This is a genomic window from Streptomyces sp. NBC_01320 (assembly GCF_035974375.1).
GTDB lineage: Bacteria > Actinomycetota > Actinomycetes > Streptomycetales > Streptomycetaceae > Streptomyces > Streptomyces yanii.
This window is the reverse complement of sequence record NZ_CP108390.1, coordinates 8,856,685-8,875,230: the sequence shown is the minus strand read 5'-3', so window position 1 is coordinate 8,875,230 and position 18,546 is coordinate 8,856,685. Positions and strand designations below refer to the sequence as shown.

Sequence of the window (18,546 nt, the reverse complement as noted above, 5' to 3'; positions counted from 1 at the left end):
CTTCAGCGGCGCACGGAGGGTTTCCTGCCGCGCCACAGCAGTACGGCCATCGCCAGCAGCACGGCTCCGAGACCGCCCGCGATCGGGGCGAGCCAGCCGGCGGGAGCTTCGTCCTTGTGCTGCGGGGTGGGCCCGGGGCCGAAGTACCGCTTGCTGTAGCCGGTTTCGGCGGAGTCATCGGACGCGGCCGAATCGGCTTTGAGACCGGCCGGGCGGAGCGTGCCGCCCGCCTTGATCGCGGCGGCCGGGTCGACGATGCCGTAGCCCCGGGAGTCGTCGCGGCCGCCCTCGGGTGAGTGGCGCGCGGTGTCCATGAGGAGCTTCTTGACCTGGGCGGGCGACAGCCCCGGGTGGGCGGCCCGGACCAGCGCGACCGCGCCGGAGACGAATGCGGAGGCGGCCGAGGTTCCCCACTCGATGTAGTAGTGACGGTCGGGGGACGGGACGACGATGTCGACGCCGGGGGCGCTGACGGTGGCGTACCAGCGGCGGGTGGAGAACGCCGCGTGCGTGCCGTACCGGTCAACGGCGGCGACCGCGATCACACCGGGGTAGGCGGCGGGATACGAGATGTGGTCGCCCTTCTCGCCCCCGTTGCCCGCCGAGGCGACGACGACGGCGCCCTTCTTCAGCGCGTACTGGATGGCGGCGTCCTCACCGCCCTCGGGGTGTGCGGACTCGCTGTCGTCGCCGAGGGAGAGGTTGATGACGTCGGCGCCGTGGTCGGCGGCCCAGCGGATGCCGTCGGCCAGGGCCGTACCGCGGGACTCGCGGGCCTTGGCGCGGGACGGGTCGGAGGCTTCGAGGATCACCCTGACCGGAAGGATCTTCGCGTCGGGGGCGATGCCGAGCACCCCGTCACCGCGGCCGACGCCGTGACCGCGGCCCGCGATGATGCCGGCCATCGCGGTGCCGTGCCGGGCCCAGGAACGGTCGCCGCGCCGGGCGCCGAAACCGATCATGTCCTTGCCGCGCAGCACCTGGCCCGCGAGGTCGGGGAGGCTGTCGTCGACCCCGGTGTCGACGACGGCGACCGTGATCCCCTTGCCCCTGGTGGTCTGCCAGGCCCGGTCGGTGTGGAGCGCCTGGAGGCCCCACTGCTGGGGCCGGATCGTGTCCGCGCGGGCGGGGACGGCGGGCAGCAGCGCGAACGCGGTGGCGGCGCAGACCGCGCCGAGTGCGCGGCGGTGGCGGCGTCGGCTGCTCATTGCGGCTTCTCCGAGAGGTCGGTGACGGTCCGGCGCATCCCGCGCTCGATCCGGTCGGCGATGCCCTTGGCCTCATGACCGAGACCTGCCTGCGCCACGGCCGTCGTGGAGTCCGCGGCCAGCGCGTCGGCGACGGGCTGCGGGTCGGTGACCGTACGCCCGTCGGCGAAGCCGGAGACGGCGAACACGACGACCGGTACCTCGGTCAGCACATGGACGGTCCAGGTGGCGCGCTGCCTGTTGCCGAACCCGGCGGCAGCGGTGCCCTTGACGGCGTACGTACGGGGCATGAGGTCGGTGCGGGTGTCGAGGTGCTGGTCGGTGAAGCGGGTGCCCAGCGCCCTCATCGCGTCGGTTCCGCCCTCGGTGAAGACCATGCCGACCGTGGTGACGCTGCTGGAGGTGGCGTCGGCGTACGTGGCTCGCAGCAGCCGTTCGCAGCCCACCGGTCGGAGCGTCTTGAGGAGCAGGGGGTCGAGCCCGCTCGCGCAACCGCTGTCCGGGGCGACGCCGATCCGGGTCCAGACCCGGTCCGCGCCGCCGGGACCCGCGCCTTCGCCCTTGAGGGTGCGCGGGAAAAGGGTGTCCACGGGGATGTCACGCCAGGCGGTGCGGCCGGTGACATACGGGTCACGGGCGCCGGGATCGGCCGAGGATTCGCTGGTGAGATAGGTCCCGGTGACGGCGCCGCCGATCAGCCCGAGCCCGAGCACGACACAGGCCGCGGCGGCCGCGGTCCTGGCCGGATGACGGGCAGGGACGGGGCGCAGCCGGGTGGTGGTCTCGGCGGGCGTCTCGGGACCGGGGTACGGGCGGTGGCCGTGGGGATACGGGGCATGGCCGCCCGGGTGGGGTGGGGGCGGTATCGCGCCGGGCCGCGGTGTGAGATCCACGGCGCCGACCGGCCGGCGGCGGGTCGCGGCGGGCGGCGCCTCGGGGCGGGGCGGAACGGGGGCGGGGGCAGGGGCAGGGGCAGGGCCGGGGGCGGCGACCGGGCTCACGGGACGGAGCCGGGTGGTCGTCTCCACGGGCCTCTGCTCCGGGACCGTGCTCCGGGGCCGGCTATCGGTACCGCTCTGGCTCTGGCTCTGGCTCTGGCTCTGGCTCTGCAGCGGAACCGGATGCTGCGCCGGATTCGGGCCCGGGGTCACCTGGGAAGCCGGGGACGCGGTGGGCAGGGCCGGGGCCGACGGCACCGTCATGCGCCCCGACGCGTCCGGGGGTCCGGCCGGGTGGGGTGGCGTCGTCGGGCGGGGCGGCACGGGAGCGCGCTGCGCCTCGGTACTCATCCGCCCCCCTGGTCCACGTTCCGTACCGCTCGCGGATCACCGTCACAGGCAGGCCCGTTGGCCGCCGCGTGCCCGTCACTCTACGGGTTGGGAGGGGTCGGGTGGGAGCGGGGCGCCGCGGCCCCGGGGGATCTGCACAGATCGTCCCCCTACCCAGCGGTAGTGGCGTCTGGCAAGCTGCGGCCATGACTGCCCGTGCCGCTGACCGGACCCGCTACGACCGAGCCACCGCCCACCTCGACGCCCCGATCGCCGTCGTCGATCTGGACGCCTTCGACGCGAACGCCGATGATCTCGTCCGCCGGGCAGCGGGAAAGCCGATCCGGGTCGCGAGCAAGTCGGTGCGCTGCCGGACCCTGCTGGAGCGGGTGCTCGCACGGCCGGGCTTCGCCGGGATCATGTCGTTCACGCTGGCCGAGTCGTTGTGGCTGGCCCGGGCCGGGTTCGACGACGTCCTGCTGGCCTACCCGTCGGCCGACCGGTCCGCCTTCGCCGAGCTGGCCGCCGACCCGAAGCTCGCCGCCGCGGTGACGGTGATGGTGGACGACCACGCACAACTGGAACTGATCGACGTGGCGCGGGCCGGTGGCCAGGAGGAGATCCGGGTCTGTCTGGAGCTGGACACCTCGCTGCACCTGCTCGGCGGCCGGGTCAGGATCGGGGCGCGGCGTTCGCCGTTGCGCTCCCCCGCCCAGCTGGCGGAGCTGGCGCGCTCGGTGGCGCGCAGGCCCGGTTTCCGGCTGGTCGGTCTGATGGCGTACGAGGGGCACATCGCCGGGGTCGGGGACGCGGTCGCGGGCCGGCCGTTGCGGTCCCGGGCGATCCGGCTGATGCAGGCGACGGCCCGCAAGGAGCTGGCGGCCCGGCGGGCGGAGGTGGTCCGGGCGGTGCGCGCGATGGCGCCGGACCTGGAGTTCGTGAACGGCGGCGGTACCGGCAGCGTGCAGCACACGGCGGCGGAGTCCGCGGTGACCGAGATCGCGGCCGGGTCGGGGCTCTATGTACCGCGGCTGTTCGACAACTACACGTCGTTCACCGCCCGCCCGGCGGCGCTGTTCGCGCAACCCGTGGTGCGGCGGCCCGGCGTGGGTGTGGTGACGGTGCTCGGCGGCGGCTACCCGGCGTCGGGGGCCGCGGGTGCGGACCGGCTGCCCGTCCCGTATCTGCCCGAGGGGTTGTGCTACGACCCGCAGGAGGGTCCGGGCGAGGTACAGACGCCGCTGCTCGGCGCTCCGGCCGACGATCTACTGATCGGCGACAACGTGTGGTTCCGGCACGCGAAGGCCGGCGAGCTGTGCGAGCGCTTCGACGAGTTGCAGCTGATCGAGGGCGACCGGGTGGCGGCGGCCGTGCCGACGTACCGGGGCGAGGGGAAGACGTTCCTCTGACCTGTGGGCCGAGGCGCGGTGATCAGGGGGCCACGGAGCTGCCGACGCCGCCGCTCGTCTCACTGTCGTCGATCGGCCGGATGCCCTGGGTGAGGGTGTCCATGAGGGAGAGCGGCGGCCCGTCGGGGCCGGCGTCGAAGGCGTAGCGCACGATGACCGGCGATTCGCTGCCGACGGTCGACGGGAAGACGAGGGACTGCACGTAGCCACCCGGCCCCTTGCCCGTGGTGACCTGCCAGCGCACCTCGTAGCCCGTGCGTCCCCCCACGCTCACGGACGCGGATCGAAGCAGCTTGTGGGAGGTGATGCCGCCGTGGATCCGGTCGCCGACGGCGTTCTCCTCGTACGCCGCGTCGGCCGCGGTGCTGATGTCCTGCTTGGCCAGGGCCTCGGGTGAGGTGATGTCCGTTTCGCTCGCGGTACGGGAGGTGACCGTGCCGTGGTAGCAGAAGTCGGAGGAGTCGCCGGGGCAGGTGTAGGACAGGGCGGTGCGCATGGTGAGCACCTTCTCGACGGTGCGCTCCGGCTTCTCCCAGCCCTCGGGGATCGGCAGTGTGATGCCGCCCAGCTGGTCGACGAGCAACTTCGGGTCGGGCGAGGGGCTGTCCACGGCGGCGGTAGGGGTGGTGGCGGTCGGGGGCGGTGCCGGACTGCTCGGCGCGGACTTCGGCTCCGTGCCGCTGTCGTCCCTGCCCAGCAGCACGGCTCCGGTGACGGCAGCGCCGACGACGACCAGTCCGGCCAGTGCGATCGCGACGGCCCGGGTGCCGCCCCCGCCGCCACTGCTGCCCTGGCTCGTGTACGGGGGCGGGACCGGCTGCTGCGGTGCGGCGGTGTCCGGGCGGGTGTGGGCGGTCCATGCCGTGCCGTCCCACCACCGGTCGGTGCCCGGTGCGGCGGTGTCCGGATACCAGCCGGGCGGGGTCGCGTCGCTCATGCCTCCACTCTAGAGTTCCGCTGTCAACGGGGGCTCCGGGCAGGCTGCTTGAGGCAGGCACGGGCGCCTGCCCGGCCGGTCGTCCCGCACGGGAGCGGACGGGATCAGACCGGCGTGACGTACGCGCCGGAGATTCCGCCGTCGACGAGGAAGTCGGTGGCGTTGACGAACGAGGAGTCGTCGCTGGCGAGGAACGCGACCGCGGCGGCGATCTCCGTCGCCTCGGCGAACCGGCCGACCGGGATGTGCACCAGCCGGCGGGCCGCGCGCTCCGGATCCTTGGCGAAAAGCTCCTGGAGCAGCGGGGTGTTGACCGGCCCGGGGCAGAGTGCGTTGACCCGGATGCCTTCGCGGGCGAACTGCACACCGAGCTCGCGGGACATGGCGAGGACGCCGCCCTTGGACGCGGTGTACGAGATCTGGCTGGTGGCCGCACCCATGATCGCCACGAAGGACGCGGTGTTGATGATCGAGCCGCGGCCCTGCCGTCGCATGTAGGGAAGGGCTGCCTTGCAACAGAGGTAGACCGAGGTGAGGTTGACGTCCTGGACGCGCTTCCATGCCTCGAGCCCGGTGGTGAGGATGGAGTCGTCGTCGGGCGGCGAGATGCCCGCGTTGTTGAAGGCGATGTCCACGGAGCCGTAGGTGTCGTCCGCGGCCTTGAAGAGCGCCTCGACCTGTTCGGGGTCGGTGACATCGGTGCGTACGAAGAGGCCGCCCACCTCGTCGGCTGCGGCCTTGCCCGCGATCTCGTCGATGTCCGCGCAGACGACGTGGGCGCCCTCGGAATCCAGGCGGCGGGCGGTGGCGAGGCCGATGCCGCTGCCGGCGCCGGTGATGACGGCGGTGCGGCCGACCAGGCGGCGGCAGATGTTCTCGGTGTCTGTGGTCATGCGGGTTCAGGCCTCCGTGCTGATGAAGACGTTCTTGGTTTCGGTGAAAGCGGTGAGGGCGTCGGGGCCCAGTTCCCGGCCGAGACCGGACTGCTTGTAACCGCCGAACGGGGTCCAGTAGCGGACGCTGGAATGGGAGTTGACGGACAGGTTTCCGGCCCGTACCGCCTGGGAGACGCGCAGCGCGCGGCCGACGTCACGGGTCCAGAGGGAGCCGGCGAGGCCGTACTCGGTGGCGTTCGCGAGTCGCACCGCGTCCGCTTCGTCCTCGAAGGGCAGGACGACCGCGACCGGCCCGAAGACCTCTTCGGTGGCCACCGGGGAGTCCGGGTCGGCGTCGGTCAGCACGGTGGGCGGGAACCAGAAGCCGGGTCCCTCGGGGGCACTGCCGCGGATCGCGCTCGCGCCCTCGGGGACGTACGACCGTACGCGTTCCAGCTGGGTCCGGGAGATCAGCGGGCCCATCCGGGTCTTCTCGTCGGACGGGTCGCCGACGACGACCGAGGCGACGGCGGGGGCGAGGAGTCCGAGGAAGCGGTCGTGGACGGAGCGTTCGACGAGGATGCGGGTACGGGCGCAGCAGTCCTGGCCCGCGTTGTCGAGGAACGCCATGGGAGCGGCGGCCGCGGCGGCCTCGATGTCGGCGTCGGCGAAGACGATGTTGGGGCTCTTGCCGCCGAGTTCGAGGGTCAGCCGCTTCACGCGCGCGGCGCACCTGGCCATGATCTGTTTGCCGACGCGGGTGGAGCCGGTGAAGACGATCTTGGCGACGCCGGGGTGCTCGACGAGGGCGTTGCCCGCCACGTCGCCCGCGCCGGGCAGCACCTGGAAGAGGTGTTCGGGAAGGCCCGCTTCCACGGCCAGCCAGGCGAGCCGCAGTGCGGTGAGCGGGGTGGTCTCGGCGGGTTTGAGGATGACGGCGTTGCCCGCGGCGAGCGCGGGGGCGGCGCCCCAGGCGGCGATCGGCATGGGGAAGTTCCACGGGGCGATCACGCCGACGACACCGAGGGGTTCGAGCAGAGTGAGGTCGATGCCGCCGGGGACCGGGATCTGCCGGCCGCTCAGCCGCTCCACTCCCCCGGCCGCGAAGTCGAGCAGATCGCGGACGTTGCCCGCCTCCCAGCGGGCGCCCGCGAGGGTGTGACCGGCCTCGCGGACCTCCAGCCGGGCCAGTTCCTCGAGGTGCTCGTCGACGACGACGGCGAAGCGACGCAGCAGCCGGGCGCGGTCGGCGGGGGCCGCCGCCGCCCAGGTGTGCTGCGCGGCGGCTCCCCGTACGACGGCCGCGTCGACTTCGGCGGCGGTGGTGGCCGGGACGGTCGCCACGACTTCCTCGGTCGCGGGGTCGAGAACCAGGTGCTCGGTGATCTCGGCGGTCTTGGTGATCTCGGTGGTCACGTCGTGCCTCACAGACGTTCGAAGGAGCGGCGGAGCTCCCAGTCGGTCACCGCGGCGTCGAAGGCGTCGAGTTCGACGCGCGCCATGTTGCGGTAGTGCGCGACGACCTCCTCCCCGAAGGCCGCCTTCGCCACCTCGCTCCGCTCCCAGAGTCCGGCGGCTTCGCGGAGCGTGGTGGGGACGTGGTCGTACGCGGCGGTGTAGGCGTTGCCCGCACAGGGTTCGGGGAGTTCGAGCTTCTGCTCGATGCCATGGAGACCGGCGGCGATCAGTCCGGCGACGGCGAGGTGCGGGTTGACGTCACCGCCGGGCAGCCGGTTCTCGAACCGCATCGCACGGCCGTGGCCGACGACGCGGAGCGAGCAGGTGCGGTTGTCGTGGCCCCAGGCGACGGCGGTGGGTGCGAAGGAGCCGGGCTGGAAGCGTTTGTACGAGTTGATGTTCGGCGCGTAGAGGAGGGAGAACTCGCGCAGGGCGGCGAGCTGTCCGGCGAGGAAGTGGCGCATCATCGGGGACATGCCGCCGTCCTCGCCCGCCATGACGTTGCGCCCGTCGGTGTCCTGGAGCGAGAGATGGATATGGCAGGAGTTGCCCTCGCGCTCGTTGAACTTGGCCATGAAGGTGAGCGCGACGCCCTCCTGGGCGGCGATCTCCTTGGCGCCGGTCTTGTAGACGGCGTGCTGGTCGCAGGTGACCAGGGCCTCGTCGTACCGGAAGACGATCTCGTGCTGGCCGGGGTTGCACTCGCCCTTGGCGGATTCGACGGTCAGTCCCGCGGCCGCCATCTCGTTGCGGATGCGGCGCAGCAGGGGCTCGATGCGGCCGGTGCCGAGGACCGAGTAGTCGACGTTGTACTGGTTGGCGGGGGTCAGATCGCGGTAGTTGCGGTTCCAGGCCTGTTCGTAGGTGTCCTTGAAGACGATGAATTCGAGCTCGGTGCCCGCATGGGCGGTGAGACCGTGCTCGGCGAGGCGTTGCAGCTGGCGGCGGAGGATCTGGCGGGGTGCGGCGACGACGGGCGAGCCGTCCTCCCACGCGAGGTCGGCGATGACCATGGCCGTGCCGTCGTTCCAGGGGACGCGGCGCAGGGTCGTGAGATCGGCGTGCATGGCGAAGTCGCCGTATCCGCGCTCCCAGGAGGACATCGCGAAGCCGTCGACGGTGTTCATGTCGGTGTCGACGGCCAGCAGGTAGTTGCAGCCCTCGGTGCCGTGCTCCATGACCTCTTCGAGGAAGAACGCGGCGGCGAACCGCTTGCCCTGCAGCCGTCCCTGCATGTCGGGGAAGGCGAGGACGACGGTGTCGATCTCACCGCTCTCGACGAGAAGCCGTAGCTCCTCGACCGCGAGCGGGGGTGTGCGGTCTGCCACGGGAAGATCCTCCTTCGGTCAGCCGGAAGTCATAAGGTAGGGCTGAGAACCATTGTTGGGAAGGGAAGCAGGGACGTGGCGGAGGGAAGCGAGCCCATCGAGGGACTGCAGCCGGCGCTGCGGCCTGTCCTGCGGCCCGTGCGGGCGGGCAACGGCTTCGAGGAAGCACTCGAACAGATCCTGCAGGTGGTCAAGCTCGGTCTGGTGCCGGGCGGCGAGCGGCTGCCCGCGGAGCGCGAGCTCGCCGAGCGGCTCGGGATCAGCCGCGTCACTCTGCGGGAGGTCCTGAAGGTGCTGCAGGATCAGGGGCTGGTGGAGAGCAGACGGGGGAGGTACGGCGGTACGTTCGTGCTCCCGCGCACCGGCAGCCCCGGCGAGGACGAGCTGCGCCGCCGGGTGGCTGCCGTCGACGTCGAGGACGTCCTGCGCTTCCGTGAGGTGCTGGAGACCGGGGCGGCCGAGCTGTGCGCCACGCACGGGCTGACGGACGAGGGCGCGGAACGGCTGCGTACGGCTCTGGCTGCGACACACGATGCACCTCTGCCCGACTACCGCAGGCGCGACACGCTCCTGCACCTGACACTCGCGGAACTGTCCGGATCCGCCACGCTGGCCGCGCAGTACGCGGCCGTCCGGGCCACGGTGAACGACCTGCTGGACTGCATACCGCTGCTCGTGCGGAACCTGGAGCACTCGCAGCATCAGCACACCGCGTTCGTCGAAGCGGTGCTCGACGGGGACGCCGAAGCGGCGCGCACCCTGATGCGCGAACACTGCGCGGGCACGGCGGCGCTGCTGCGCGGATTCCTGGCCTGACCGCTTGCGCGGCAGCCCACCGAGACGCAAAGGTATTCCTCAGCACCATTGAACCGGGTTCGCCCACAGGCGGCCGACCGGAGGGCCCCGCCATGTCCGTACCGCTCATCGGCGTCACCACCTACTTGGAGCCGGTCGCCCGCTGGGGTGTCTGGGAGCTCCCCGCCGCACTGCTCCCGTCCGCCTATCCGCGGCTGGTCCAGCGCTCCGGCGGCCTCGCCGCCCTGCTGTCACCGGACGACCCGGCGCGGGCGGCGGCCGCCGTGGCCCGGCTGGACGGTCTCGTCGTCGCGGGCGGCGCCGATGTCGAGCCCGTACGCTACGGCGCGGAGCGCGATGCCAGGACCGGACCGCCGGCCCGCGAACGCGACACGTGGGAATTGGCGCTGCTCGGTGCCGCTCTGCAGTCCGGCACACCGGTGCTCGGCATCTGCCGCGGCATGCAGCTGCTGAACGTGGCGCTCGGCGGCACCCTGACCCAGCACCTGGACGGGCACACCAACCCGCTCGGCACGCCCGGCGTCCTCGGCGAGCACCCGGTGACGCCGGTTCCGGGAACGCTGTACGCGTCGATCGTGCCCGAGGAGTCCTCCGTACCGACCTACCACCACCAGGCCGTGGACGTGCTCGCCCCGGACCTGGTCGCGTCCGCCCATGCTGCGGACGGCACGGTCGAGGCGGTCGAACTGCCGGGGGCCGGGTGGGCGCTGGGGGTGCAGTGGCATCCGGAGATGGGGGACGACCTGCGGGTGATGCGGGCACTGGTGGCGGCGTCGAAGCGGGGCTGACCGCGCGCCGGTCGGCGGGCTACGGCGTGCGCCGTCCGAGCCGGCCGCGCAGCCACCCCAGCGCCGCCGCCCCCTGCGCCGCCTGGAACGCCCGCAGGGTCGGCAGGCCCGGCGGGTCCGGCATCAGCGAGTGCGCGACGAAGTAGCCGGCGAGCGCGGCAAGTACGGCATTCACACCGTCCGGGTCGGCGGCGCGCCCCAGCGGGTGGGTGGTGAACACCGTGTCCGGGTCGGGGCCGCCCTGGGCGGCCACGCACGGCAGCATCGCCAGCAGATCGAACCAGGGCGCGGCCCGCAGCGCGTGGGGCCAGTCGACGAACACCACCCGGTCGCCGGTGAGCAGGATGTTGTCGGCACGCAGATCCCCATGGGCGAGGCTGTCGCCGGTTGCGGGCCCGGCCCAGCCTGACTCCAGCTCCGCGAGTACGTCGAGGTGGCGTGCAGCCCACGGGTCGAGCCGCCCGGGCAGCCCCTCGGTGTCGCGCGCGGCGAGCAGGGTCCGCCAGCCGCTGAACGTCTCGGCCTCGCTGTCGGCGACGGCCGGTACGTCGATCGGAGCCGGGGTCATGATCCGGCTGAACTCGCCGACCGCTGTCAGGACCCGGTCCAGTTCGGCGGCGATCCAGGGGATGCGGGGCTGGCGGCCGTCGATGTCCTGGAGGACGAGGGCGACCCGGGTTCCGTCGTCGTACGAGCCCAGCAGCCGCGGTACGGGGGCGTCGGGCGGGAGGGCGGCGGTGTTACGGGCTTCGGCGCGGTGCAGGTCGGGGCTGCCGGGGTTCACCTCGGCGCTGACCACCTTGACGAACGCCCGCCGCCCGTCGGCGAGCCGGATCCGGGCGGCGACGCCCGGTGAGAACCCGCCGCTCTGGTTCCGCGCGTCGACGACAGGGGCACCGAGGATGTCCTCGACGGCGCTGCGTACGACGCCCGGAAGATCGGCCCAGTGGTGGCGGAAGCCGGTTGCGGGAGGCGCGGTCACGTTCATCTGCGCATCCTGGCCCGGGGCCGGGGCCGGGCCAACCGAATATCCGGCCGTCCGCGCATCAGCCGGTCCCGCGCCGGACGCGCAGGAAGCCCGTCCGGTGTTCGGGGGCGGGCCGGCAACGGGACGTCCCGGTCCCCTCCCGCTGCCGCACTACGCCTCGCGCGCCGTCAGCGCGAGCAGGTCGCGAGCCGGGCCCGTGGGCCGGTGCCCCGAAGGCCAGACCGCCCTCAGCTGGCGTCGGAGCCGTACCCCCGCCACCGGGGTCTTCACCAGCCGCCGCGAGGACAGCTCCTCCCCCAGCGCCAGTTCGCTCAGGACGCACGGTCCCGCACCACTCTCCGCCGCGCCCTTCACCGCTGTCGTCGAGGAGAGTTCGAGCAGTGGCTGCGCCAGCCCGCCGTGGACGGCCAGTGCCGCGTCCAGGACCTGTCGGGTGCCGGAGCCGCGCTCGCGCAGGATCAGTGGGGTCGCGGCCAGTTCCTGCGGCGTCAGCGGAGTGCGGCGGCGGGCCCACGCATGGGACGGGGCGACCACGACGACGAGGCGGTCGTGCGCGATGACGGTGCCGTCGAGGCCCTCCGGTATGGACAGCCCCTCCACGAATCCGAGGTCGGCCTCGCCGGCGAGCAGCCGCCCCGCGACCGCCGCCGAGTTGCCCGCGAGCAGCGAGACAGCGGTGTCCGGCCGTTCCGCGCGCAGTGCGATCAGCCAGCCGGGCAGCAGATATTCGGCGATGGTCATGGAGGCGGCGACCCGCAGCCTGGAGTCGCGCCGGTCGCGCAGCGCCTGGGCGCCCGCGTCGAACGCCTCGGCGGCCTCGACGATCCGGCGCGCCCAGTCGGTGACGAGCGCGCCCGCGTCGGTGAGCCGGGAGCCGCGCGGCGACCGGTCGAGGAGGGCCACACCGAGCTGTCGCTCCATCGACCGGATGCGGCTGCTCGCGGCGGGCTGGGTGATGCCGACGTCCCGTGCCGCGCGTCCCAGGCTGCCGTGCCGGGCGACGGCGAGCAGCAGCTCCAGCGCTCCGAGGTCGGGGACCCGATGGGACAGGAGGGCGGGTGCGGGTACGTCCATGGGCATAAAGCCAGCTTATGACCTCATAGAGACAAGCTCCCTGGTGGGGGACGGCCGCCGGAACAAAGATCGTGGCATGGCCATCTTTCCGCAGACCCGCGCGCAGACGAGCGCCCCGTACTCCGCCGCTGTGCGGCTTCCTTCCCTGCGATACATCGGCCCCAACTGGTACGCGACGGTCATGGGTACGGCCATCGTGGCCGGCGCGGGCGCGGCGCTTCCCGTGCACGTGCCCGGGCTGCGGGCCGCCTGCACGGTGGTGTGGGCGCTCGCGGCGGTGCTGCTCGCGGCGGTGCTCGCGGCCCGCGCCGGACACTGGTTCGCCCACCGCGACCAGGCCCGTGCCCATCTCCTCGACCCGGCCGTCGCCCCGTTCTACGGCTGCCTCTCGATGGCGCTGCTGGCCGTCGGCGGCTCCACCATGACGGTCGGCCGGGACGTCATCGGGCATCGGGCCGCCCTCGCCGCGGACGTGGTGCTGTACACCGCGGGCACGGCGATCGGGCTGGCCGCAGCGGTCGCGATCCCGTATCTGATGGTCGTACGCCACCGTCCGGCGCCCGGGACCGCGTCGCCGGTCTGGCTGCTGCCGGTGGTGGCGCCGATGGTGTCCGCGGCGCTCGGCCCGCTGCTGGTGCCGGAGCTTCCCTCGGGTCAGTTGCGGGAGGGGATGCTGCTCGCCTGTTACGCGATGTTCGGACTGAGCCTGCTGGCGACGCTGGTGATGCTGCCGCTGATCTTCGCGCGGCTGGTCCACCAGGGTCCGCTGCCGCTCGCCCTGACCCCCACGCTGTTCCTGGTCCTCGGTCCGCTGGGCCAGTCGACGACCGCGGTCGGACAGCTCGCCGATGTGGCGCCGGGGGCGATCGGGGCGCCGTACGCCTCCGCGCTCGGGGCGTTCGCCGTGCTCTACGGGGTGCCGGTGATGGGGTTCGCGCTCCTGTGGCTGGCGCTGGCCGCGTCGATGGTGGTGCGCGCGGTACGGGGCGGCATGACGTTCGGCATGACCTGGTGGGGGTTCACCTTCCCGGTCGGTACGTGTGTCACGGGCGCCGCGGGCCTGGCCCGGCACACCGGTCTGACGGCGTTCACCTGGCTGGCCGTCGCACTGTACGTGCTGCTGGTGACGGCCTGGGCGGTGACCGGGCTGCGGACGCTGCGCGGGCTGTTCAGCGGAGCGCTGCTCGCAGCGCCGCAGGCGCCGCAGCCAGTGACGGTCCGTACCACGTGAGATATCGCCCGTCGACGAGTGCGGCGGGCAGCGCGGGAAACGCCTCGGGTCCGTCGCTTGCGGTGAAGCGGTACGGCTCGTCGGGCAGCACGACCAGGTCGGAGCCGCTCGCGTTGAGCTCGTCGATCGGGATGCGCGGGTAGCGCTCGTCGTGATCCGCGTACACGTTCCGCACGCCGAGCCGGGCCAGCAGATCACCGGCGAAGGTGTCGCGTCCGAGCACCATCCAGGGCCGACGCCAGATCGGCACGATGGCGCGGCGCGGTACGGAAGCGGGCGGCGGGAGCGCCGCCCAGGCGGCCTCGGCCGCGTCGAGCCAGTCGGGCCGGCCCAGCCCGCAGCCGGTCACCAGGGCCCGGTGCAGTTCGGCGAAGGCCTGGTCGAGGGTGCGGATCTCGGTGACGAGGACCGTGGTCCCGGCCGCCCTGAGCGCGGCGAGGTCGGGTGCGCGGTTCTCCTCCTCGTTGGCGAGGACGAGATCGGGGCGGAGCGCGAGGACCGCGGCCACATCGGGGTTCTTGGTGCCGCCGATGCGTGCGGCGGTCAGACCGGCCGGATGGGTGCACCAGTCGGTGACGCCGACGAGGAGGCCGGGGGCGGTGGCGGCGACGGCCTCGGTGAGCGACGGGACGAGGGAGACGACACGTTCCACGGGCACCGGTGTCTCAGCGCCTCGGGTCGTTCGTGGCGTCGATGTGCTCGGCAACCGCGACGACCAGCAGCCGGGTGCCCGGCATCGTGGCCCGCCAGCGGTGCCGTACCCCACCCGACAGGAACAGCGTGTCGCCGCGCTCCAGCCGGTACGCCTGCCCCTCCGCCTCCACCTCGGCGGCGCCCTCCGCGACGTACATCAGCTCGTCGTTGCGGTGCTGGAACTCCCGCCCGAGGTCTATCTCGCCGGTGAACTCCAGCGCGCTGAGCTGGTGCCGCCCCCGCACCACTCTGCGCACCCCGTCGTCCTCGCCCGCGCGGACCACGTCGACGGCGCGCGCGGAGTCCGCGGCGGCGCGCAGCCGTGCCGTGGTGGTCTCCAGGGCAACGGCCACCCGGTCCAGCGACCGGGCGCTGGGCCGGGCCCGCTCGTTCTCGATCTGGCTGAGGAACGGCACGGACAGGCCGCTGCGGTCGGCGACCGCGGCCAGTGTCAGCCCCAGGCTTCTTCGTCGTCGGCGAACCGCGGCGCCCACGCGGAGTGTGTCCTTGTCGTCCATGTCCGGCTCCCTCCCGACTCGTCATCCTTCCGGCTGCCAGCACCTTACGCACAAGGTTGGGCAAGGACGGCCGGTAAATGAATGCCGGAAAGCCGGAAGGGGTGGCACCGCCGACCGGCGGTGCCACCCCTTCCCGGTGCTTCAGACCCTACTGGGGAGCCATCTTGTCCGCGATGCCCGGATTCTTGTCCATCCAGGCCTTCACGGCTTCTTCCTCGTGCCCCGTGCCGCGCTTCTGGATCTCGTTCTCCAGGCCGGCCAGCTGCTGCTCGCTGAGCTTGAAGTCCTTGAACCACTTGGTGAGCTGCGGGTAGTTCTTCGGGAAGTCCTTGCCGGCGATCGTGCGGATGGTGTCGCCGTTGCCGAAGGCCTTCTTGGGGTCCGTCAGCTTGGTGAGGTCGTACTGGTTGTACGCCCAGTGCGGCGTCCAGAGCAGAACCGCGATCGGCTCCTTCTTGGCGTAAGCGCGCTTCAGCTCGGCGAGCATCGAGGGCGTCGAACTGTCGACGACCTTGTACTCCTTGTCGAGACCGTAGGCGGGCAGCACGTTGTTCTTCAGGTTGGCCATGGTGGCGGTGCCGGGCTCGATGCCGACGATACGGTTCTTGAACTCGTCCCCGCGGCCCTTGAGGTCCTTGTAGGACTTGATGCCCTTGACGTACGAGGGGACGGCGACCTCCAGCGAGGTCGGCCCGTACCACGATCCGAGGTCGGTGAGCCTGGAGCCGTACTTGTTCCAGTAGTTCTTCTGGGTGTACGGCAGCCAGCCGTCGAACTGCACGTCGAGCTGGCCGCGGGACATCGCGGCGTACATCGGACCGACCTCGAACTGCTTCAGGTTGATCTTGTAGCCACGGTCCTCCAGGACGGCCTTCCACAGGTAGGTGGCGGCGATGTCCTCCTCCCACGGGAACCAGGCCATCTCGACGGTGCGGTCGCGCTCGTCCTTGCCGCTCTCGCCCTTCGCCGCCTTGGGGGCCGGGGTCCACTTGTCGGCGACGCCCGGGTTCTCCTTCAGCCAGGCGCGGACCGCCTCCTGCTCCTTGCCCTTGCCGGTCGTCTGGATCTTCGCCTCAAGACTGGTGAGCTGGTCCTCGGTCATCTTGAAGTTCTTCAGCCAGTTGCCGACGTGCGGGTTGTCGTCGGAGAAGCCCTTGCGGGTCAGGGTGTGGATGCCGTCGCCCTTGCCCCAGAGGTTCTTGGGGTCCTTGAGCTTGGTGAGGTCGTACTGGTTGTACGCCCAGTGCGGCGACCAGAGCGGGACGACGATCGGTTCCTTCTTGGCGTACGCGCGCTTCAGCTCGGCGAGCATCGAGGGCGTGGAGCCGTCGACGACCTTGTACTCCTTGTCGAGGCCGTACCCCGGCAGGATCTTGTCCTTGAGCAGCCCGGTCTCACCGGCGCTCGGCTCGATGCCGACGACGCGGCCCTTGAAGTCGGACGCCTTGCCCTTGAGGTCGTCGAGCGAGTCGACGCCCTTCACGTACGAGGGGACGGCCAGCTCCAGGGAGGTGGGGCCGAACCAGGAGCCCATGTCATCCAGGCGGTCCTGGTACTTCTTCCAGTACGTGGCGTGGGTGACCGGGAGCCAGGAGTCGGTCTCGAAGTCGATCTGGCCGTTCGCCATACCGGTGTAGAGCGCGCCGGCCTCGTACTGCTTGACGTCGACCTCGAAGCCGCGCTGCTCCAGCAGCTCCTTCCACAGGAAAGTGGAGGCGATGCCCTCGTCCCACGGGATGTATCCCATGCTGATCTTCTGGCCCTTGCCGACGTTCGATGCGTCGGTGGCGGCACCGGTGTCCTGCTTCGACGAGCCGAAGATGCCCATGCCACCGGCGACGAGCGCGAGGACGACGACGCCGACGACCGCGACGGCGGGCTGCGGACGGTAGTTCCAGATCTTCAGTCCGCCGGCCACCGACTGGGCCTTGGCGAGGGCGCGGCGGGCCAGCGGGGAGACCTCGCGGCCCAGCGCGCCGGTCATCCGGTCCAGGTACATCGCCAGGATGACGATGGAGACGCCCGCCTCGAAGCCGAGGCCGACGTCGACGTTGCCGATGGCGCGGTAGACGGAGCCCCCGAGGCCGCCGCCGCCGACCATGCCGGCGATGACCACCATGGACAGGCCGAGCATGATGACCTGGTTGATGCCCGCCATGATCGTGGGCAGGGCGAGCGGCAGCTGAACCCGCATCAGGGTGTTGCGCGAGGTGGTGCCGAAGGCCTCGGCCGCCTCCACGAGGTCGCCGTCGACCTGACGGATGCCGAGTTCGGTCATCCGGACGCCCGGGGGCAGCGCGAAGATGATGGTGGCGATGATGCCGGGCACGACGCCGACGCCGAAGAAGATGACGCCGGGAATCAGATAGACCATGGCGGGCATGGTCTGCATGAAGTCGAGGACCGGCCGGGTCACCGCGGACACCGTCTTGGAACGCGCCGCCCAGATGCCGAGCGGGACGGCCAGGACCAGTGTGACGATCGTCGCGACGAGCACCAGTGTGAGGGTGTCCATCGCTTCGTCCCACAGCTCGACCGAGTCGATGAGCGCGAAACCCACGAAGGCGAGACCACCCGCGAGCAGACCGCGCAGCCACCAGGCGATGACCGCGACGATGCCCGCGAACAACAGCGGGGCGGGGGCGGAGAGGACGGCGGCTATGCCGTCGAACATGCCGCCGACGACGGAGCTGATCGCGTCGAACAGCCAGGCCAGGTGGGTCTGCAGCCAGTCGACCGCACTGTCCACCCATTCACCGAGCGGGAGCCTAAACATCGGCGGCCACCTTCTTCGCAGTGGCCGTGGCGTCCTGCGGGAGCTCGATGGGGGTCATCGGCTCGCCGAGGACGGCAAGGAGCCGGGACCGGGGCACGACCCCGACGAGCTTGCCCTTGTCGTCGGTCACGGCGACCGCGACACCACTGCGCGAGCACGGCGTGAACAGCTCGATGATCGGCGTGGACTCGGAGACCGTGGCCGGCGCCGCCCTGAGGACGTCGTCGGGCGTACGGAGTTCCTCGCCGTCGTCGCCCGTGGTGCCCATGACGGTGTGCGGCTCGGCCATGACGGCGCCCGCGGTGAGCACCCGGGAGCGGTCGACGTCCTGGGTGAAGGAGGCGACGTAGTCGTTGGCGGGGGTGACGAGGATGTCCTCTGCAGTGCCCAGCTGGACGATCCTCCCGTCCCGCATCACGGCGATCCGGTCGCCGAGGCGCATGGCCTCGTTGAGGTCGTGGGTGATGAAGACGATGGTCTTCTTCAGCCGCTTCTGCAGTTCCAGCAGCTGGTCCTGCATGTCGCGGCGGATCAGCGGGTCCAGCGCGCTGAACGACTCGTCCATCAGGAGCAGGTCGGCGTCGGTGGCGAGGGCGCGGGCCAGGCCGACGCGCTGCTGCATACCGCCGGACAGCTCGTCGGGCCAGGACTTCTCCCAGCCGGCGAGGCCGGTCAGCTCCAGCGCCTCGGCGGCGCGCTTCTCGCGCTCGGCACGCGGCACACCCTGCACTTCGAGTCCGTACGCGGCGTTCTCCAGGACGCTCCGGTGCGGGAACAGGGCGAAGTGCTGGAAGACCATACTGATCTTCGAGGAGCGAACGGCGCGGAGTTCGCGGGGGCTCAGGGCGGTCAGGTCCTGGCCGTCGAACAGCACACGTCCGGCTGTGGGGTCCAGCAGCCCGTTGAGCATCCGCAGCAACGTGGACTTGCCGGATCCGGACAGACCCATCACGACGAAGATCTGGCCCGGTTCCACGGTGAACGAGGCGTCGATCACCGCTGCGGTCGTTCCGTCGGCGCGCAGCTCGTCGCGGTCCGTGCCGCTTTCGAGCTTCTGCACGGCTTGATCGGGTCGTCTGCCGAACACCTTGTACAGGTGGTCGGCTTGCAGCCTTGACACATACACCTCACGCGTTGAACCGAAAACGGTCTGCCACCCCCTCCGGCAGACCGTGGAGC

16 protein-coding genes are annotated in these 18,546 nt (G+C 71.8%); 4 read left to right on the top strand and 12 right to left on the bottom strand.

Translation table 11 applies throughout. The features are described from left to right. Positions 1–2: 2 nt before the first annotated feature. Positions 3–1,208, bottom strand: a complete 1,206-nt coding sequence (gene mycP / locus OG395_RS40325) for a type VII secretion-associated serine protease mycosin (RefSeq protein ID WP_327247339.1) — start codon at positions 1,206–1,208, stop codon at positions 3–5. Beyond that, complete coding sequence (locus OG395_RS40320; RefSeq protein WP_327249615.1) at positions 1,205–2,101, bottom strand: hypothetical protein; 897 nt, start codon at positions 2,099–2,101, stop codon at positions 1,205–1,207. Before OG395_RS40320 ends, mycP begins: the two co-directional genes overlap by 4 nt. Positions 2,102–2,682: 581 nt before the next feature. Here OG395_RS40320 and OG395_RS40315 point away from each other — a divergent pair. Further along, positions 2,683–3,885: an amino acid deaminase/aldolase gene (locus tag OG395_RS40315; protein WP_327247338.1), complete on the top strand. Its 1,203-nt coding sequence runs from the start codon at positions 2,683–2,685 to the stop codon at positions 3,883–3,885. A gap of 22 nt (positions 3,886–3,907) precedes the next feature. Here OG395_RS40315 and OG395_RS40310 read toward each other — a convergent pair whose 3' ends face one another. From OG395_RS40310 to OG395_RS40295, 4 genes are all read right to left on the bottom strand, one after another. Continuing rightward, positions 3,908–4,822, bottom strand: coding sequence for a DUF2510 domain-containing protein (locus OG395_RS40310; RefSeq protein ID WP_327247337.1), 915 nt, complete (start codon positions 4,820–4,822; stop codon positions 3,908–3,910). 104 nt (positions 4,823–4,926) lie between these two features. Continuing rightward, positions 4,927–5,715 (bottom strand): 3-oxoacyl-ACP reductase, encoded by a 789-nt coding sequence (locus tag OG395_RS40305; protein WP_327247336.1) that lies wholly within the window; start codon positions 5,713–5,715, stop codon positions 4,927–4,929. Positions 5,716–5,721: 6 nt separating this feature from the next. Next, the gene (locus tag OG395_RS40300; RefSeq protein WP_327247335.1) at positions 5,722–7,113 is read right to left on the bottom strand and encodes an aldehyde dehydrogenase family protein; all 1,392 of its coding nucleotides are present in this window, start codon (positions 7,111–7,113) and stop codon (positions 5,722–5,724) included. 8 nt (positions 7,114–7,121) lie between these two features. Further along, positions 7,122–8,483 carry a glutamine synthetase family protein gene (locus OG395_RS40295; RefSeq protein ID WP_327247334.1) on the bottom strand — a complete coding sequence of 454 codons (1,362 nt, stop codon included), beginning with the start codon at positions 8,481–8,483 and terminating at the stop codon, positions 7,122–7,124. A 75-nt stretch (positions 8,484–8,558) separates the two neighbouring features. Between OG395_RS40295 and OG395_RS40290 the strand changes: the two genes are divergently transcribed. Both OG395_RS40290 and OG395_RS40285 read left to right on the top strand, forming a co-directional pair. Next, positions 8,559–9,299, top strand: coding sequence for a FadR/GntR family transcriptional regulator (locus OG395_RS40290; RefSeq protein ID WP_327247333.1), 741 nt, complete (start codon positions 8,559–8,561; stop codon positions 9,297–9,299). A gap of 92 nt (positions 9,300–9,391) precedes the next feature. Further along, positions 9,392–10,087, top strand: a complete 696-nt coding sequence (locus OG395_RS40285) for a gamma-glutamyl-gamma-aminobutyrate hydrolase family protein (protein WP_327247332.1) — start codon at positions 9,392–9,394, stop codon at positions 10,085–10,087. A gap of 19 nt (positions 10,088–10,106) precedes the next feature. Here OG395_RS40285 and OG395_RS40280 read toward each other — a convergent pair whose 3' ends face one another. Both OG395_RS40280 and OG395_RS40275 read right to left on the bottom strand, forming a co-directional pair. After that, entirely contained in the window at positions 10,107–11,075 is a 969-nt protein-coding gene (locus OG395_RS40280; protein ID WP_327247331.1) for an aminoglycoside phosphotransferase family protein, read from the bottom strand. 150 nt (positions 11,076–11,225) lie between these two features. Further along, positions 11,226–12,155 (bottom strand): LysR family transcriptional regulator, encoded by a 930-nt coding sequence (locus OG395_RS40275; protein WP_327247330.1) that lies wholly within the window; start codon positions 12,153–12,155, stop codon positions 11,226–11,228. Positions 12,156–12,225: 70 nt separating this feature from the next. On the opposite strand from OG395_RS40275, the gene OG395_RS40270 reads away from it, so the two are divergent. Next, a complete protein-coding gene (locus tag OG395_RS40270; RefSeq protein WP_327247329.1) occupies positions 12,226–13,380 on the top strand; it encodes a TDT family transporter in 1,155 nt (384 codons plus the stop codon). On the opposite strand, the gene OG395_RS40265 is transcribed toward OG395_RS40270, so the two are convergent. The 4 genes from OG395_RS40265 to OG395_RS40250 all read right to left on the bottom strand — a co-directional run bounded on the left by OG395_RS40265 (position 13,319) and on the right by OG395_RS40250 (position 18,487). Next, positions 13,319–14,038 carry a helical backbone metal receptor gene (locus OG395_RS40265; RefSeq protein WP_327247328.1) on the bottom strand — a complete coding sequence of 240 codons (720 nt, stop codon included), beginning with the start codon at positions 14,036–14,038 and terminating at the stop codon, positions 13,319–13,321. The genes OG395_RS40270 and OG395_RS40265 overlap by 62 nt on opposite strands. A 7-nt stretch (positions 14,039–14,045) precedes the next feature. Further along, the gene (locus OG395_RS40260; protein WP_327247327.1) at positions 14,046–14,591 is read right to left on the bottom strand and encodes a helix-turn-helix domain-containing protein; all 546 of its coding nucleotides are present in this window, start codon (positions 14,589–14,591) and stop codon (positions 14,046–14,048) included. 148 nt (positions 14,592–14,739) lie between these two features. Beyond that, entirely contained in the window at positions 14,740–17,367 is a 2,628-nt protein-coding gene (locus OG395_RS40255; protein WP_327247326.1) for an ABC transporter permease/substrate binding protein, read from the bottom strand. Then, positions 17,360–18,487 carry a quaternary amine ABC transporter ATP-binding protein gene (locus tag OG395_RS40250; protein ID WP_327247325.1) on the bottom strand — a complete coding sequence of 376 codons (1,128 nt, stop codon included), beginning with the start codon at positions 18,485–18,487 and terminating at the stop codon, positions 17,360–17,362. Before OG395_RS40250 ends, OG395_RS40255 begins: the two co-directional genes overlap by 8 nt. Positions 18,488–18,546: the final 59 nt, after the last annotated feature.

Coding starts and splice junctions, on each gene's coding strand:
- OG395_RS40315 (WP_327247338.1), top strand. CDS start 2,683: ATGACTGCCCGTGCCGCTGACCGGACCCGCTACGACCGAGCCACCGCC.
- OG395_RS40260 (WP_327247327.1), bottom strand. CDS start 14,591: ATGGACGACAAGGACACACTCCGCGTGGGCGCCGCGGTTCGCCGACGA.
- OG395_RS40275 (WP_327247330.1), bottom strand. CDS start 12,155: ATGCCCATGGACGTACCCGCACCCGCCCTCCTGTCCCATCGGGTCCCC.
- OG395_RS40310 (WP_327247337.1), bottom strand. CDS start 4,822: ATGAGCGACGCGACCCCGCCCGGCTGGTATCCGGACACCGCCGCACCG.
- OG395_RS40285 (WP_327247332.1), top strand. CDS start 9,392: ATGTCCGTACCGCTCATCGGCGTCACCACCTACTTGGAGCCGGTCGCC.
- OG395_RS40270 (WP_327247329.1), top strand. CDS start 12,226: ATGGCCATCTTTCCGCAGACCCGCGCGCAGACGAGCGCCCCGTACTCC.
- OG395_RS40280 (WP_327247331.1), bottom strand. CDS start 11,075: ATGAACGTGACCGCGCCTCCCGCAACCGGCTTCCGCCACCACTGGGCC.
- OG395_RS40255 (WP_327247326.1), bottom strand. CDS start 17,367: ATGTTTAGGCTCCCGCTCGGTGAATGGGTGGACAGTGCGGTCGACTGG.
- mycP (WP_327247339.1), bottom strand. CDS start 1,208: ATGAGCAGCCGACGCCGCCACCGCCGCGCACTCGGCGCGGTCTGCGCC.
- OG395_RS40305 (WP_327247336.1), bottom strand. CDS start 5,715: ATGACCACAGACACCGAGAACATCTGCCGCCGCCTGGTCGGCCGCACC.